Annotated in this window: 13 protein-coding genes; 6 read left to right on the top strand and 7 right to left on the bottom strand. The window is 44.0% G+C overall.

All coding sequences use genetic code 11. From position 1 onward, the window contains the following. Positions 1-53: 53 nt before the first annotated feature. On the bottom strand, positions 54-845 hold the full coding sequence (locus C0J08_RS00935) for a DsbA family protein (protein ID WP_212654276.1): 792 nt from the start codon (positions 843-845) through the stop codon (positions 54-56). Between the two features lie 204 nt (positions 846-1,049). Here C0J08_RS00935 and C0J08_RS00930 point away from each other — a divergent pair, with 204 nt between their 5' ends. Next, a complete protein-coding gene (locus tag C0J08_RS00930; protein ID WP_212654275.1) occupies positions 1,050-2,978 on the top strand; it encodes a B12-binding domain-containing radical SAM protein in 1,929 nt (642 codons plus the stop codon). Positions 2,979-3,036: 58 nt separating this feature from the next. Here the strand turns inward: C0J08_RS00930 and C0J08_RS00925 are convergent, their stop codons facing one another. Then, entirely contained in the window at positions 3,037-4,248 is a 1,212-nt protein-coding gene (locus C0J08_RS00925; RefSeq protein WP_212654274.1) for an MFS transporter, read from the bottom strand. A gap of 133 nt (positions 4,249-4,381) precedes the next feature. On the opposite strand from C0J08_RS00925, the gene C0J08_RS00920 reads away from it, so the two are divergent. Then, entirely contained in the window at positions 4,382-5,251 is an 870-nt protein-coding gene (locus C0J08_RS00920; protein WP_212654273.1) for a LysR family transcriptional regulator, read from the top strand. Positions 5,252-5,344: 93 nt separating this feature from the next. Continuing rightward, entirely contained in the window at positions 5,345-6,985 is a 1,641-nt protein-coding gene (locus C0J08_RS00915; protein ID WP_212654272.1) for a diacylglycerol kinase family protein, read from the top strand. Between the two features lie 69 nt (positions 6,986-7,054). On the opposite strand, the gene C0J08_RS00910 is transcribed toward C0J08_RS00915, so the two are convergent. Further along, entirely contained in the window at positions 7,055-9,043 is a 1,989-nt protein-coding gene (locus C0J08_RS00910; RefSeq protein WP_212654271.1) for a BCCT family transporter, read from the bottom strand. A 256-nt stretch (positions 9,044-9,299) separates the two neighbouring features. Then, the gene (locus tag C0J08_RS00905) at positions 9,300-9,752 is read right to left on the bottom strand and encodes a PA2169 family four-helix-bundle protein (protein WP_212654270.1); all 453 of its coding nucleotides are present in this window, start codon (positions 9,750-9,752) and stop codon (positions 9,300-9,302) included. Positions 9,753-10,046: 294 nt separating this feature from the next. On the opposite strand from C0J08_RS00905, the gene C0J08_RS00900 reads away from it, so the two are divergent. Continuing rightward, on the top strand, positions 10,047-12,047 hold the full coding sequence (locus C0J08_RS00900; protein ID WP_212654269.1) for an oleate hydratase: 2,001 nt from the start codon (positions 10,047-10,049) through the stop codon (positions 12,045-12,047). An 89-nt stretch (positions 12,048-12,136) separates the two neighbouring features. On the opposite strand, the gene thrS is transcribed toward C0J08_RS00900, so the two are convergent. From thrS to C0J08_RS00885, 3 genes are all read right to left on the bottom strand, one after another. Next, entirely contained in the window at positions 12,137-13,321 is a 1,185-nt protein-coding gene (gene thrS / locus C0J08_RS00895) for a threonine--tRNA ligase (protein WP_212654268.1), read from the bottom strand. Positions 13,322-13,622: 301 nt separating this feature from the next. Beyond that, positions 13,623-14,912 (bottom strand): GGDEF domain-containing protein, encoded by a 1,290-nt coding sequence (locus C0J08_RS00890; protein WP_212654267.1) that lies wholly within the window; start codon positions 14,910-14,912, stop codon positions 13,623-13,625. A gap of 141 nt (positions 14,913-15,053) precedes the next feature. After that, on the bottom strand, positions 15,054-15,515 hold the full coding sequence (locus C0J08_RS00885) for an Lrp/AsnC family transcriptional regulator (protein WP_212654266.1): 462 nt from the start codon (positions 15,513-15,515) through the stop codon (positions 15,054-15,056). A gap of 136 nt (positions 15,516-15,651) precedes the next feature. Between C0J08_RS00885 and C0J08_RS00880 the strand changes: the two genes are divergently transcribed. Beyond that, positions 15,652-16,692, top strand: a complete 1,041-nt coding sequence (locus C0J08_RS00880) for a zinc-dependent alcohol dehydrogenase family protein (protein WP_212654265.1) — start codon at positions 15,652-15,654, stop codon at positions 16,690-16,692. A gap of 159 nt (positions 16,693-16,851) precedes the next feature. Continuing rightward, positions 16,852-17,901 carry a LacI family DNA-binding transcriptional regulator gene (locus C0J08_RS00875; RefSeq protein ID WP_212654264.1) on the top strand — a complete coding sequence of 350 codons (1,050 nt, stop codon included), beginning with the start codon at positions 16,852-16,854 and terminating at the stop codon, positions 17,899-17,901. The last annotated feature ends 106 nt before the right edge of the window (positions 17,902-18,007 follow it).

Raw genomic sequence — 18,007 nt, 5'->3', positions numbered from 1 at the left:
TGACAATCCGTTTTCATAACAACAGCCTAGACTTATGATAAAAAGTCGAACGATTAGTTATTTAACGCTCTGTCGATCGCGGCTTGTAAGGTTTCCTCATCAACAGCACCACCAATAACTGTAGTGTTTTTCACTGTGGCACCATGAGCTGGTGTGATAATAAACCCTGGCGTTCCTTTGAAACCAACCTGACGAGACAACTGATCATTGATCATAATGGTCTTTTTATAAGGTGTATCAGAAGTCTTCTTATAAGGCGCTTTTAGAGCGTCTTCTGCTACTTTTTGAATATCGTCATTGGTCAATTTACCTTCATCATGACCTGTTGCAAAAATGCCATTATGGTAACTCAGGTAGGCTTCTGGTCCTTTTTGATGCCAAATTTCGAGCCCTGTGGTCGCGGCCGTCCCAGAAGCTTCCCAACGGGATGCAAAAATAGGCCAATCACGGAAAATAAACGTCACATTTGGATTGGCTTTCATCAGTTGTTCTACTTCTGGTGCCATTTTGTGGCAATACAAACATTGATAATCAAAAAACTCTGTCACGGTTACTTTGGCTTCTTTCGGGCCAATGTGAGGAATACCATCTAGCTTCATTAAATTATCATGAGCTTTCACCGCCGACATCGTCAGAGCGGATTGCTCGGCTTGCTGCTGTTTCTTTTGGAGTTCTTGGCTCACCTTAATCAGAATTTCTGGGTGTTTTACTAAATAATCTGCAGCAATTTTGCCAATCTGTTCCTGTTGATCTGGCGAAAATGTATTGCTATCACTGGCATATGTCATTGTCGAGGTTGCCAAAATGGCTGTTGAGGATAAAACGGCTAATAGTTGTTTTTTCATACTGATATCCAATCATGTTTACATACATAAAGACCCGTTAACCACCATATCGACGCAATAGCGGCAAAGCAACGCGCAATTGTGAAGAAATTGGGGTTCACTATGGAAGTATTTTTAAACCCTCTTTGAATTAATACGACTTTTATTCAGGCCATTTGCTAAAATCCGCCTCACCCCTATTAGGTTTTACTTTAAAGGCAAGCTATGACCGTTCTTCTAATGACTCCGCCCATGACGCAACTGAATACGCCGTATCCCGCGACGGCGTATCTAACGGGCTTTTTGCGCTCTCGGGGCTATGAAGCGACGCAGCGCGACCCTGCCATCGAACTTTTTCTGGAAATGATGACTGCCCCCGCGCTGGATATTATTCGCCAGCATGTGGAAGACAATTTTGAATCCTTTGAAGACGACGAGCTGCCCGATGCGGTGTTTTGCTTCTTGGCCGAATTTGATCGCTATCGCCTGTGTGTCGAGCCTGTCATTCGCTTTTTACAAGGCAAAGACTCCAGTCTTGCACTGCGCATTACGTCTCGTCGTTTCTTGCCTGAAGGCCCTGCATTTGATGCCATAGAGCAAATGGAAGCTGTCTCCGGCGATATTTTAACCACGGCCTTTGGTCAGCTGGGTGTACAGGACAAAGCCAAATATTTAGCCACGCTGTTTATCAATGATTTGTCGGCAGTAATTACCCAAGGTGTCGACCCTTATTTTGAGGTTAGCCGTTACGGTGAACGACTTGCGGCGGCGAACCCAAGCTTTGATGATCTCTACAACACCCTAATGGGCGAACCAAGCTTCAGCTCTGAGATTCTCGAACAATTGGTTGAGCAATATTTGGAAGAAACCCAACCCAGCGTTGTGGCTTTAACCGTGCCTTTCCCTGGCAATATGCTGGGTGCATTACGTATTGCGCAAACCTGCAAAGACATTAATCCTGATCTGCCAGTAGTGCTGGGTGGAGGGTTTGTGAACACAGAGCTGCGCGCTTTGCGTGACCCTCGCGTCTTCGAGTTTGTCGATTTTATTTGTCTGGATGATGGCGAACGTCCGTTTATGACCTTGCTGGAATTCTTTGATGGCAAACGAGAAATTGACGAGTTAGTACGTACTTACTTTCTTGCCGAAGACGAAAACGGCGAGCCCTATGTTCACTACAATGAAAACGCCGAGCTGCACGACATACCACAAACCGATGTCGGTACGCCGGTTTACGATGGCCTGCCACTCACCGAATACCTATCTTTGTGCGAAATGCTCAACCCCATGCATCGCATCTGGAGTGATGGCCGCTGGAACAAGCTAACCATTGCCCACGGTTGTTATTGGCGCAAGTGTAGCTTTTGTGATGTGACACTGGATTACATCGATCGCTACGATGCCGCTGGTGCGGAGATTCTGGTGGATCGCATTGAGGAATTAATTGAAGAAACCGGGCAAACCGGCTTTCATTTTGTCGACGAAGCGGCACCACCAAAAGCCTTGTTTGCTCTGGCAAAGCGTCTTATCGAACGGGGGGTGGTGATCAGTTGGTGGGGCAATATTCGCTTTGAAAAAACCTTCACTCCTGAACGTTGCCAATTGCTGGCGGACTCTGGCTGTATTGCTGTCAGTGGCGGCCTTGAAGTGGCATCGGATCGATTATTGAAAATGATGAAAAAAGGCGTCAGTGTCGAACAAGTCGCCCGTGTTACCAAAGCCTTTAGCGATGCGGGCATTTTGGTTCACTCTTACTTAATGTACGGATTCCCAACGCAAACCGAACAAGAAACTATCGATGCATTAGACATGGTGCGTCAGATGATGGAACAAGGTTGTTTTCAATCGGCATTCTGGCATCGTTTTGCAGCCACGGCGCATAGCCCCATTGGTATCAATCCAGACGAATACGGCATCACCTTGGCGGCACGTCCAGATATTTTGTTCGCCGAAAACGACGTGGATTTCACCGACCCAACAGGAACCGATCATGACATGTTAGGGGAAGGACTGCGTAAAGCACTCTACAACTACATGCACGGCATCGGTTTTGATCAACCAATGGATTTCTGGTTCGAACGACCGGTGAAAAACACCCTAGTGAAAAAAGACCTGATTTCGAAAGCGCTTAACGATCTGATTGCCAGCCATTAACGGCCGGCAATCCGCTCATAAAAAAACAAGCTCACAGGTGAGTTAACACCCATATCTATCAAATTTCTGGTTGTAAGAAGCTGTCGGCATGTGGCTTTTGAGATTGACGTTCATGCAAGAAAATATACATTGCCAATACAAATAACACGACACCCAATCCACAAATCAGCATATACACATTAGATAAGCTGCCTGTTGCATCGTAGATCATCCCTGCAAACACATTACCTAACGCACCGCCTAGACCAAAAGCAACCATACCAATGCCATTAATCTGCATCGTCGCTTTAGACGAATATTGTTTGCTGACCCAACCGGCGATAATGCCCCAAATCGGAAAATACATCATGCCGTAGCCAAAACCGGCGACCATAACAAACTGAGCAGGACGATAAGTAAAAGCCAATAGCCCCAAGGCGAAGATCGAAAAAATCCCTAACAGTGCGACACTAGGCCCCTTTTTATCCGCTATTTTGCCGATTAAAAACCCCGCAACCATGCCGGTTAAGCCAATAATTCCCCAAGTGTAGCCGCCCAATGCGGGTGGTAGCGACAGTTCCGCCAAATAGGTATTTAGCCAAGTTGTAAATGTTATGCTTGAAGCACCCACTAATAATAAGATAAAGCAAGCCAGAAACGCGGTACGCTCACGCAATACCGTTTTAAATAACTGTCGTGTCCCCATAGCAAAAGTCACATCAATGTCTTGATCTTGTGCCTGCGAGCGAACACTTTTAAGCAAACTATAGGTAGCTAATAAGGTAATAAGCCCAAGTACTGATGCCGCCATCCAACCACTACGCCAGCCTAGTAGTGGAACAATGAGCAAAATAATCAGGCCGTTAACACTATAACCCCATGCCGTGCCACTTGAAGCAATAGATAGGTTGGTGGCTGTCCGATCAGCTCGACCATAGCGTGTGACCAACTCGACTATCGAGCCCCAACTAATCGCCGCGCTTGCCGCCATAATTGTGAGAACAAAAATCATGGTGGTCGTGTTATCAAGCCAAGCCATGGTAAAGAGCAGAGACGTGGTCAAGGTGCCAGTGACCAATAACAAGCGTCCAGAGTCTAAACGCGGGCCGATCACCCCCAATAGCATGGCACCAACTAAATAGGATACCTGCGTTAGAGCACCAGAGAGAGCGAGATGCCAGCTATTAATATCAACAGAGCCTTGCATTGTCGGTACCAATGCGGCGAACAAAAAAAGACCAAATCCGTGGCTAATGACTTGATTAAAGCCAAATGTAATTGGAATACGCATCGAAAACCTCCTCGCTCAAACACCCGATAAAGGTGTATAAATAACCATCAACGGCGCTATATTAGGAGCTTGCTTTTATTCAGTAAATCGATAAATATTAAATTCTACGTTCAACTTTATTGAAGGCTCAACAATGCGAGATTTGCCTATAAATTTACTCCGTACTTTCATGGTTGTGGCTGACACTCTGAACCTGACAGAGGCCGCAAAACAGCTGCATAAAGCCCCTTCTACGGTGAGTATGCAACTCAATCGGTTGGAAGATTTGATTGCCAATCCGCTGATGGAACGTGGACAACATGGCGTACGATTGACCGCGGTTGGGGTACAGTTGAAAGCTCATGCTCAGCAGCTTTTAAATCTTCATGACCAAATCGTCGGATCGTTTCAAAACATAGATATTAGTGGTGTTGTTCGACTTGGCACCCATGATCAATACGCAAGTCGAACACTTGCTCCCATTTTGCAGGATTTCATCCTGAGCTATCCCGAAGCGGAACTGGAAGCATTCTGCGATTATCGTCCTGATTATCTGGTAGATTTGCTGGAAAAAGGCAAACTGGATATCGCCCTTGTAGAAATGCTTGCCGATACAGAAGGCGGTGTTCGTCTACGTCGAGACGAGCTAGTTTGGGTCGGTTCAAAAGATCATTTCGTTCATACTCAAGCGGTACTTCCATTAGTGGTGTTTGCCAAAGGCTGTAAACATCGTGAATACGCTTGTGAAGCAATGGATGCCGCAAATATCCCTTATCGTATAGCCTTTACAAGTCAGAGCCGATCAGGGGTGATTGCGGCAGTTCGTGCCGGCATTGGTATTGCCATCGTTCCCTATCATACCGTTGAAGATGATCTCCTTATCCATAATGATCTTCCGCCTCTTCCTGACATGGAAGTGACACTGTTTACATCCAGCAAAGCCAACGAGGCCACACGTCGCTTAGAAAAAATTATTGTAGAAAACTCGGTGTTTAATTCTCAGATAACCGGCATTAGATATTAAGTGTCATCTAGACAACGCCTTTTCCCTTAACTTTATTTTAGAGGGGGGTGTGTTAATCTGTCCTAACTATGGCTGAACTCTAGGAGAGTTGTATTGTTTAAACCAAGTTACTATTTATTGATTACAGCGGTTTTCGTTTTGTTGGTTATCATGACCAGCAATGTCTATTTTCAATTAGCTTGGGCATGGTTAGCCCTGTCTTTTTTTACTGTCAGTCTGGCCTACCTTCTAAATAAACCCACGATCTTCCGTAAACGTTCCGATGGTACGGTACCTATTTATATTCGCTGGATATTTATGCCGTTCTTATGGAGTACACAGCTTTATAATAGCTGGGCAAGAAGCACCGATTCGGTTCCAGCACTGCAAAAAATAGACGATGGTCTTTATCTTGCGCGACGTTTGTTCCCTTCAGATATTCACCAAATCAAGGGTGAAAATATCAACGCGGTATTAGATGTGACAGCCGAATTCAGCTCGTTAAATTGGATGTCTTATCAAGCGGATGTGGATTATTTAAACGTTCCGATTCTTGATCATTCGGTGCCTTCTGACACGCAGATACATCGCGCACTCAACTGGATACACACGCACCGCAAAACAGGTCGTTCTGTGGTCATACATTGTGCGCTGGGTCGTGGTCGATCCGTCTTTATCATGGCGGCCTATTTGCTCAGCCAGAATCCTAAGTCCACTCCCAGTGAGATCATGGATAAAATACGCGAGATACGCAAAACAGCCCGTTTAAATAAACGCCAATTTAAATATTTAAAACGCGCCTTGGATAACAAGCTTCTGGTGGTTCAAAACTCAGCATGGCTAATCGCTAATCCAGTATCTGGAACGCGCCAGTGGGAAGAACAAGAAGACGTAATATTGCGTTATTTATCCGCCTACTTTGATGTCACAGTGAAAACTACAACACCAGAAATAAACGGCACAGCACTAGCGAAAGAAGCCGTCAAAGCCTCACCCGATTTGGTCATTGCTTGCGGTGGCGATGGCACAGTGACGGAAGTCGCTGCGGCACTGGTTGGCACGAATATTAGATTGGGCATTATTCCATTTGGCACCGCCAATGCGTTAAGCCATGTTTTGTGCGGCACTATGTCAAAAATCGCGCCTCTAGAAACCATTTGTTTGAACCTGATCGATGGCTGCGAACAACGCATTGATACCGCAACCTGTAATGGCGAATTAATGCTTTTACTGGCAGGCGTTGGCTTTGAGCAACAAATGATAGAAAAAGCCGACCGTACTAAAAAGAATTCCAGTGGACAACTTGCCTATTTACAAGGCTTATGGGAAGCCATCGGACAAAATGAAGTCAACGAATTTACCGTGCAGCTTAACGATGAAGAGCCCTTCACAATTAAAACGCCCAGCTTAACCATCGCCAATGCCGCTCCGGTCACCACTTTACTGGCTCAAGGCAAAGGCGTGCCAAATATCATGGATGGCGAATTGGATTTAACTTGGTTAGACCCAGAGCGCATGCAAATCTTAAACTTAGCGGAATTAGCCATGCTTGGCATGGGGGACCGTAATGAAGACAGCGAAGCAGAGGAAGGTAACAATGGTATCTTTCATCGCTCAGCACAGCGTGTGACAGTCGATATCAGTCAAGTGGGACATTACGTTGTGGACGGTGAAGAACGCCAAGCAGATAAGCTAGAGGTAGTTGTTAACCCGAGCTCTTTAAGTGTGATCGTGCCAGAGTCCGTAATCAGTTAATCACTGAATATAGGCTTTGCAAAAAAAGAGCGGCATCAAGCCGCTCTTTTTATTTTATTCCTTTAATGACTAGGGAACAGCATTCCAAGGTAACTGTCCTGGAGCGGCATCAACAAAGTTGAAATACTGCTCTAGCTGATCAATAAGATCACGTATTACCTCATCTTGACTGCAACCGTAAAGCTCATAACCCAGCGCCCCATTGCGAATATACACATCGGCTTGCCAGTGCGTATCGTATTTCGAATAATCACTGTGTGCTTCTGGTATTTCATGCTCTGTGGCAACCACTTGATAAAAGAAGTCTAATCTTTCATCACGCTCCAACTGGAAAGTAACGCCATTTTTTTCTTTCGTGATGTTGGCTTTCCAACCATGAATCGCCAACTCTTTTTGAACCTCTTCCATCGCCGGCTCAACCACATCTTTAATGAAATGCGTCACCTTAGCTTCGCCAGGAAATTTAAACAGTGTACTTAAGCGCTTGCGCCAGCTGCCTTCATGGCTGAAAGCTCGGCCAGGAGTCGCTGCGGCTTCTACTGCGGCACCGCGATGACCTTCAATCACCAAGGCTCGCCACAAGCCCATGGCGGCTAATAGCATAATCACCGCAAAAGGTAAGGCGGCCAGAATACTCATCGTTTGCAAGGCACCCAAGCCACCAGCCAACAGCAAGGTAGCGGCAATGACACCTTCAAGAGACGCCCAGAAAACACGCTGCCAAATCGGTGTTTCTAGTGCACCACCAGAGGCCAATGAATCAACCACTAAAGAGCCTGAATCCGACGAAGTAACAAAGAAAGTAATAATCAAGAAAACCGTGACGACAGATAAGAAAGTCGACCAAGGTAGCAAGTCATAAAACTGGAATAAGGCAACTGAGTGATCCGCCTGTACTTCACCAATCAAGACATCTTTACCCTGTTCCATGATCAAATACAGCGCGGTGTCGCCAAAGATGGAAAACCACAGGAAAGTAAACAAGGTCGGCACCGCAAGCACACCAAAAATAAACTGACGAATTGTTCGACCACGACTAATCTTGGCAATAAACAAACCGACAAATGGTGCCCAAGCAATGGTCCAAGCAAAGATGAACAGTGTCCAGTTACCAATCCAATCGCTTTGCGTGTAAGCCTGTAGGTTAAACGTACGTTCTACAATATTACTCAGGTAGGCCCCTGTGTTTTGAACAAAAGCATCAAGGATATGAATGCTTGGTCCTACAAAGAACACAATAACCATAATGAAAACAGCCAAAGCCATGTTCAAAATCGATAGGTTTTTGACCCCTTTATCCATACCCGCAATAACAGAACCAATCGCGGCAAGCGTAATCAACCCAATGGCGATGATTTGTACCGTAGAATTAATCGGAATGTCTTCCCAAAGGTAATGCAAACCCGCATTGATTTGCGTGACCGATAAACCCAGCGTCGTAGCCAAACCAAACAAGGTACCAAGAATGGCAAACACATCGACCACATGACCAATAGGACCATAGATACGATCACCAATCAGAGGATAAAGCGCCGAACGTACAGACAAAGGCAAACCATGACGAAATGCAAAATAAGCAAGTACAAGCCCCATCAGGCCGTAAATCCCCCAAATATGTAAGCCCCAATGAAAGTAGGCAATTTGCATGGCTTCGCGAGCCGCCCCAATGGTTTCTGCTGTCGCATTAGGTGGTTGAGAAAAGTGCAACACCGGCTCAGCCACGCCGAAGAAAAGCAAAGCGATACCGTAACCGGCGGAAAACAGCATCGCAAACCAAGCAGGGAAACTGTATTCCGGATCACCATGATCCGGCCCTAAACGGATATTTCCCCAACTACTGAATCCAACGCAGACAAGAAACACAAGAAAAATCGCCGTCGCTAGCATATAGAACCAACCAAAGGTCTGGGTTACCCATGACAAAGCACTTTGAAATGCCTGCCCAGCAAGCTCTGGATTACTTAGGGTTCCGGCAATGAGAAATAATGTAACAATAACGGTGGGAATAAATACTGGTAACAATATCGCACCAGTTGCAGTCTTTTGTGAATTGGTCATAAATACTCCTTATACCACTATACCCTGACAAACGACACGGAGAATAGCAAGTACAAAACTGCGCATAGGATATAAATATGACCACATCACCAGTGAGCTAACTTGATGAATAGACAAAGAAAAAGCCAGCATCGACGCCTAATCTGTCAATGCTGGCTTTTGAATAAAACCGTATATTTATTCGCTTTTCCCTTATTCAACAATAAGGAGAGAGTGGCTCAAAAATACAATAAACCACTTACTTTAAGCACAAAAATTAGTGCTGAGCAGCGACTTGTAATGCTTTCATTTCATCGTGGCACTCTTTCATTCTAACCTTCACGCGGCGTAGAGTGACCTCACAATCTTGAGGTTGGTTTCTTTCTAGTGCTAAATCTAGCTCTTCTAGCACTTTATCTTCCACTTCTTCCAGTTGATCCACATAGGTGAAAGAGGTCGGTTCACTGGAAATTTTTGAGATCAGTTTAGTGTAAGCTTGGCGTGCTTTAACTAGGTTATCGGCATCCGTTTCCACTTCACCCTGCTGATCAACGGCAAAAGGCTGTAGCTCAGCAACCGCTTCAGATTTAGCGCCTATCATACGATCAAAAAAGGCGTTGTACGTTGTATCGTCTAATTTCGTTTTCGCTTCTTGGTAGAATTCGATACCGCCGTTCATTACTTTAATAATGTCTGTAATGTGGTGGGCATGTGCAGTTTGAGTTTGCATATCTTCCTCCTAGTTAGCGTTTCTTTAATGTCGTGTTGCTGTATTCATACTTGGCGATAGGGGGATAAAAAACAACCGCATTCGAGCAAATGCACTTAGACTACACGTTTTCTGCAAACTACAATCAAGCACTTACAAAACCTAACGGGCCATCTTGGCTCATTTCATCATTTATCAATATTCTTGCTCAATTCAACATCTAACCCTTGATATAACGCAGCCTTCCCGACCATCGTGCGTGTCACCATGTCAGTCAGCATTATTAACGATGCATTCAAGCAAGGAGACTGAGTGATGAGTTATGAAGACATTTCGACCTTTACTATTTCTACAACGGCCCCTGAAGGCTTTGAGCATGAACCAGATGGCACCCGCGACTATTGGCACCATAAGGCATTAAATACCTTGCCTCCTTACGATTTTATTGCCCCTTATGCGCGCCACAAGCCTTTACCAACCCCAGGTATTAAAAACCGTAAAGCATGGATTATTGGTGGAGGTATTGGTGGTCTGGCCGCGGCGTTTTACCTCATTCGTGACGCCCATATGCCAGCAGAAAATATCACTATCTTGGAAGAGATGGCAGTGGAAGGCGGTTCAATGGACGGCGCGGGTAATCCTGAAGAAGGTTATATCATCCGCGGTGGCCGTGAAATGAATTGGAACTACGACACTTTATGGGACTTATTTCAAGATGTGCCTGCCGTTGAGCTGCCTGAAGGTTATTCCATCCTTGATGAGTATCGTCTTATCAATGATAACGACCCAAACTATTCTGACGCTCGCTTAATGCATAAATGTGGCAAATTGTTGAATGCAAAAGATTTTGGTCTTAGCAAATCTCAGCAATGGGAATTGATTCGTTTAATGCTAAAACGAAAGGAAGAACTAGATGACATTAGCATAGAAGATTACTTCAGTGACGGTTTCTTAAAAACCCATTTTTGGTTTCTTTTCCGCTCCATGTTTGCTTTTAAAAATTGTCATAGTTTGTTAGAAACAAAGCTCTATCTGCATCGATTCCTCGATTCTATTGACGGCTTTGCTGATATGTCCGCTTTGGTTTTTCCTAAGTACAACCAATACGATACCTTTATCAAACCCTTGGCCGACATGTTACGTGGGAAAGGCGTGCATTTTCAGTTTGGCACGCGAGTGGAAGACCTAGATATTAACTTCTCTGGTGAGAAAAAAACGGTCACTGGTATTCGTGCCGTTGTCATCAAGGATGGACAAGAAGAAGCCAAGCATATTCATGTGGGACTCGGTGATTTGGTCTTTGCCCTCACTGGTTCAATGACAGAGCATACTGCCTATGGCGATATGGACACCACACCAGAACTAACTTGCGATAAGCAGGACCCGGGAGAAAACAGTGGCTGGACCCTGTGGAAAAATCTGGCGCAAAAATCGCCTGTCTTCGGTAAACCAGAAAAATTCTACGGAGACGTGGATAAATCGATCTGGGAATCAGCTACCTTAACTTGTCGGCCGTCTCCTCTTGTCGACAAGCTGAAAACTTTGTCCGTCAATGACCCTTACTCTGGTCGCTCTGTCACTGGTGGTATCATCACAATCACCGACTCCAACTGGCTATTGAGTGTGACTTGCAATCGTCAGCCACACTTCCCAGACCAACCAGCTGATACCTTAGTACTTTGGGTTTATGGATTATTGATGGATAAAAAAGGCAATCGAATCCAAAAAACTATGGCGCAATGTAATGGCAAAGAGATTTTAACAGAACTTTGCTACCACCTTGGCATCGAAGACCAGCTTGATGAGGTTGTTGACAAAACTAAGGTTCGCCTTGCTTTGATGCCCTACATCACCGCTCAATTTATGACTCGTGCCGCTGGTGACCGTCCTCATGCTGTACCAGAAGGTTGTACTAATTTAGGTTTGATCGGGCAGTTTGTAGAAACTCGCAACGACATTATATTCACCATGGAAGCTTCTATTCGTACAGCTCGTATTGGTGTGTATAAGTTACTTAATATTCCTAAGCAAGTTCCCGATATTAGCCCTACTCAATACGACATTCGGAACCTGATTAAAGGTGCCAGAGCCCTTAACAGTGGTCAGCCATTTATGGGAGAACGATTACTCCATCGCTTGCTCGACAAAACCTACTTTGCACACATTTTGCCTCCATTGCCAGAATCAGAAGAAACCCAGCAATCTCGGTTTGAAGAGGAAATGTACGAGCTACTTGGTAAAGGCAGTACAGTGATGCATAAACTTGGCAATTGGATCGTTAAACTACGAGAGAGTTTTTCAAAAGAAAGTAAGTAATGATTGCCAATCAATAAAAAGGCCGCCAATCACTTGGCGGCCTATCTGGTTTCGCTGGTCATATAAAGTTCCTCTTATTTATTTTCTTTTTACTCATGTTGCTTTGCCATTAAGAATAATCCGAGTGCCGCTTCCTCCATCACTTCGACCTTTTTTCCTCGACGTACGGAAACTGTCTCTGATTTTACTTCCTGATCACCAATAATAACGATATTAGGGATTTTAAGCTCAAAGCCTCGTTTAATTTTACGACCAACCGAATGATCACCAAATTCACAATGTACATTAAATCCCTTTTCTTCTAAGTTAGCTCGCACCTTATTTGCATAGTCCAAAACCGAATCATTCACACTGACAATCGCAACAGGCTGAGGATGAATCCATTCAGGCAAAACTCCTTGATAAACCTCTAATAAGATACCTATCCAGCGTTCTATCGAACCATAAACAGCTTGATGCAAAATAATTGGGCGATCCCATTCCCCTTGTTCGTTATTACATTCCAATGCAAAACGCTCAGGTAAATTAAAATCCAGCTGGACTGTGCCACATTGCCAAATACGTCCAATCGCGCCTTCTAGAGCTAATTCAATCTTGGGTCCATAAAACGCCCCTTCTCCAACTTGAATGTCAAAAGGCACATTTTCCTCCTCACAAGCCGCTTTCAAAATAGCCTCTGCTCGTACCCAAGAAGCGTCATCGCCTAAAGCTTTTTCTGGCTTTGTTGAGATTTTCACTTCCAAGGCTTGGTAGCCATAATCCTGATAAATTTGCTTAGCTCGTTTCAAAAACTGTCGTACTTCTTGCTGAGCCTGAGACCAAGCACAAAATACATGAGCATCATCTTGAGTAAACTGACGCAAACGCAAGCAGCCATTTAACGAGCCAGATGATTCATTACGATGAACCAAACCAAATTCAAATAACCTAAGCGGTAGGTCCCGATAACTATGAACACCTCGCTTATACAGTAGAATATGCGCCGGACAAGACATAGGCTTAAGCGCGTACTCTTGACTGCCTCCCTGTTCCCCTCCAAAAAACATGTCTTGTGCATACATATCCATATGACCTGAAGTATGCCAAAGCTCTTTTTTCATGAATTGTGGAGTACGTACCTCTTTAAAGCCATATTGGCGGTAGCAAAGACGCATGTGTTGTTGAATTTTTTGAAACAAATGCCAGCCATTGAAATGCCAAAAGATCATTCCTGGAGCCTGTTCTTCTGAATGAAATAAGTCGAGTTGTTCCGCTAATTCGCGATGAGTTTTCATACCTTTCTCCTATGAAAGATTGCTAGTGAAAAACTCTGAGCGAACAACAAGAAGTAGACATAAAAAAGCCCTCTGGCGATTCGCTCAGAGGGCTTTTTTATCAAGCAGCAACTACCCCCCGAACAACCTTGTGGTCGCGGTGGTAGAGGTACTGATTTGATAGAAACTTGATGGATAAATCATAGAACTATTTTTACCACTTAAATCTTACTCAAACAACCCTAAAAAACAAATAGACCAGCTGTTTCTGTTTTTAAGAAAACAATATTGAAACATCAATAATTTAATCAACTGACCAAAGCTAAACAGCTACTTTCAAATCGGATTTTCCCTGTTTTTTTACCTGATACATTGTGCTATCAGCGGTTTGTATCAGTGATTTCATATCTCCGCCATGATCAGGGTAATATGCAACTCCAAGGCTAGTGCTAACTTGAACCGTTTTATTGGTATCATCAATCTTAACCGGTTCGAGAACCACATTTAGAATATCATTAGCTAATGTCAGTACTTCATCCCGATTATTCATACGATCAATCCAAATAACAAATTCATCACCACCTACCCTGACTATTTGCCCCACGTCTTTCACTTTTGCATTCAGCCTTTCAGCAATGCTGGTCAAAACTTGATTACCTGCTTCATGACCATAATTGTCATTTACCTGTTTAAAGCCATCTAAATCCAAATATAAGATAGACAATAACTGCTTTTGCAGTTTCGCTTTAGCAATCAACTCTTCTTCTTTCTCTAACAAATAATGTAATGATGGAATGCCTGTTACAGCATCATAATGTGCCAGCTGGCGTAATTTATCCTGGGCGGTTTTCTCTGCTTCTAAAGCCGAATGCAAAGCAGAAACATCATACTCAGACATCAATAATAGGAATTCTCCCGTTAAAGGGTGGCGCGTCATACGAATATCTAAACTGTGCTTACGGCAACCTACTGAGGTATTGACATCACACGTCCATTGTCCGCCTTTTTCTTCTATCGCCTGAGCTAAGACCTTCTGGCCTTCTTCTAAGTTGGAGAAACGCGAGGTAAAGAAGGAATTCCCCTCCGGAAAGTTTTGCCTTGATAGGTGTTTATAAGCTTCCGTGGCAGCAGGATTCTCGACAATAGGATCCCCCGCAAAGTTAAAACTGGTTACTAATACACTGGTATAACGCATGGCTTCAACCAGCAGCAAATTTTCTGGAATATCCCCCATATTCACTTCTTCATTAATAAAAGCAATGATGGCGCGATGTTTATCCGGCCCAACAAGAACAGCACGATGACGCATATAAAGCGTTTTCGGTTTGCCATTTGGATAAGTTGTCCACGGATCAATCGTTAAACCAGACGTTGCAGCCAGTTCGAATGTTTGTGCAGTGCGGTCCTTTGCACCTTGGGTGTCACCTGATAAATCTTTATTTATTAACTCTTCAAGAGTATTTAACCCCCAAAATTTAAGCGCCGCAGAATTACCCCACCACCATCCATGCTTATCAAGATCAAAAATCCATACAACATCAGGAATAAGTTCATATAAATCGACGTCTGAATGATCCTGTATATGGATCAAATGGTCGTAGTGGCTTACCAATTTAACTCTCCTTTCTGAAGCTATATTACCGATTTATCCTCATCATCAAACCTGACCTCCATGTAGATGTAAATTTTATTTTGTAACTGTCTAACCCATCATCATTACATAACACTCTAACATCTTGCTGTTACAACAAATTTATATTGGCAAACGAGTAGAGGACTTTAATTCTCGCAACGAAATATTCGACGCAATGGCCGATACACCGGGCAATTTTCTGAGAACTTTATCCACAAAACGGCTGTAATCATCCAAATCTTTAGCCACCACTTGTAACAGAAAATCAGCCTCTCCAGTCGTGTTATGACACGACAAAACGTTGTCACACCCTTGGATCATTTGCTCAAAAGTTTGGGTTGTATCAGCATCATGCTGATTGCAAGTGAGCTGTACAAATGCCATCACACCAAAACCTAATTTTCGTCGGTCTAAATTCGCCTGATAATCGGTAATAATACCTTCTTCTTCTAAACGTTTTAGTCGACGCCAACAGGGCGTTTCACTCAACGAAAGCTCGCTGGCTAATTTAGCATTGGTTAATTTGCCATCTTGCTGCATACGCCGAACAATATCAGTGTCTACCTTATCTAATGCAACCATGGAAAGATTCCCCTCTAATAATAGCAATATATGAAATAGTATTTCTCTAAGCCCCATATATTCAAGTAAAAGAGCAAGGTAATTTCTCGTGTTTTCATTAGCCTATTAGATGAATGCACTGACTGAGGAGTCCACCATGAAAGCCGTTGTCTACGAGAGTTTTTCAGCCACACCCAAAATTATGAATGTCGACGATCCAACGCCAGAGAATCATGGTGTGGTCATCAAAGTAGAAGCTACTGGCGTTTGCCGGAGCGATTGGCATGGCTGGATGGGGCACGACCCAGACATTGTCTTACCTCACGTTCCGGGTCATGAGTTTGCCGGTGTAATTGCAGCGGTTGGCAAAGACGTACGAGGTTTCAAAGTAGGCGATAGAGTCACCGTCCCCTTTGTGAGCGGTTGCGGTTCTTGCCCTGAATGTCACGGAGGGAATCATCAAGTCTGCGGCAATCAAACTCAACCGGGCTTCACCCATTGGGGGTCTTTTGCCGAATATGTTTCTATCCATCACGCGGATGTGAACTTGGTTGCCTTACCAGAAAACATCGATTTCACCACGGCCGCCAGCCTTGGTTGTCGCTTTGTCACCTCATTTAGAGCAGTCGTTGATCAAGGAAAAGTCAGCGCGGGTCAGTGGGTAGCCGTACATGGCTGTGGCGGTGTTGGCTTATCAGCGATCATGATCGCCAACAGTATTGGCGCAAATGTCATTGCTATCGATGTGACAGACGACAAGCTCGCGCTAGCAAAAGCCTTAGGCGCTTACGCAACCATTAACGCCACCAAGGTGGCCGATGTTGCCGAAGCCATTAAAGAAATCTCCCACGGTGGCGCTCATGTTTCTCTCGATGCACTGGGCCATCCTACCACCTGCATCAACTCCATTAAGAGCTTAAAAAAACTAGGAAAACACGTTCAAGTAGGCTTGCTGTTAGCGGAACAAGCCACACCACCAATTCCAATGAATTTGGTCATTGCGCATGAATTAGAAATCATAGGCAGCCACGGTATGCAGGCGTTTCGTTATGACGCCATGCTCGCCATGATCAAGTCTGGCAAACTTAGTCTGGAAAAATTGCTGGGGCGAACCATTAGCTTAGAAGAGTCTATTGCCGCACTAACCAACATGGACAAAGCAAACCCACCGGGGGTGACTGTCGTCACGAGTTTCTAAGATCTGTTACTTACTATAAAAAAGAGCGCTTAATGTAAAAATAAGCACTCTTTTTATTCAGATCGCTCTTGAAAATTGATCTTTTTATAATCTATTAGGTTGACAGCCATTTATTTTTAAATAAAAATGACACCGATGTCATAATGAGAAAAGAATAAAATGGCGACCATTTACGATGTTGCAAAAGCCGCTGGAGTCTCTCCAAAGACAGTTTCTCGAGTGTTAAATAATGATGTTCCTGTCGGAGAAAAGACCCGTAAAAAGGTAGAAGCTGCCATTGCCGCTCTTGGCTATGTTCCAAGTACTGCGGCGAGGTCTATGCGATCAAATAAATCAGGGCTTATCGGATTGGTCACAGGCGCTATTTCTCATTTTTCTGACACATCTAATGCGCCCACTGGTTTGCCTGATTTATTTATTGTTCAGGGTATTCAAAAAGTAATGCAAGCCTCTGGTAAAACTTTATTAATAGCCGATACGGGAGATTCTGCAGCGTCAGTGTCTCATTTAATTCGGACATTTCAAGAGCATCGTGTTGAAGGGCTTATTTATGTGGCGAATTATCATAAACAAATAGATTTACCTATCGCCAGTAAAAGTATCCACACTGTACTAGCAAACTGTTTTGATACTAATCGCACAACATCTGTGGTTCCAAATGACCAAATGGGTCAAAAATCTTTAGTGGATAAGATCATAAAAGAAGGGCACTCCAGAATTGCCTACTTGACCTTAGACCCTTCTATGATCGCAACACATCAGCGCCTTGAGGGATACCAACAATCCTTACAGGAAAGCGGTATTGCGTACGACCCAGAATTAGTTCTATGCGCTGATAAATTGGATCTCCTAGACAACGAAAAATTGATCATCGACGCGATTGATCACTTATTTTCACTTGTATCACCGCCTACCGCTATTTGCTGTGGTAACGACAAAATGGCACTCAAGTTGTATGGCATTTTAAGAGTCAAAGGTATCCGTATACCTGAACAAGTGTCCATTGCTGGTTATGATAACTACCTTGCCATTACCGAAGGTCTGTATCCTGCTTTAACCACAGTACATTTGCCTTACCAAGAAATTGGACAAGAAGCAGCACGGCAACTACTCAAGTTAATTGATGGCAAAGGCCAAAAAGAAGCAGACTCAGAAATTACCATCATTGATAGCCCTGTAATTTGGCGGCAGTCAATACTTAAGATTTAATCACCAACCATTTTACCGAGAAACGCATCTTAGCTAGGATGCGTTTCTTTTAACAAAAAAATGACATCGGTGTCATTTAAAAGACAGCTCATATAAATGGGAGAAA

This window comes from Marinomonas sp. CT5 (genome assembly GCF_018336975.1).
In the GTDB taxonomy this organism is placed as follows: Bacteria; Pseudomonadota; Gammaproteobacteria; order Pseudomonadales; family Marinomonadaceae; genus Marinomonas.
This window is presented reverse-complemented; position numbering and strand designations above follow the sequence as displayed.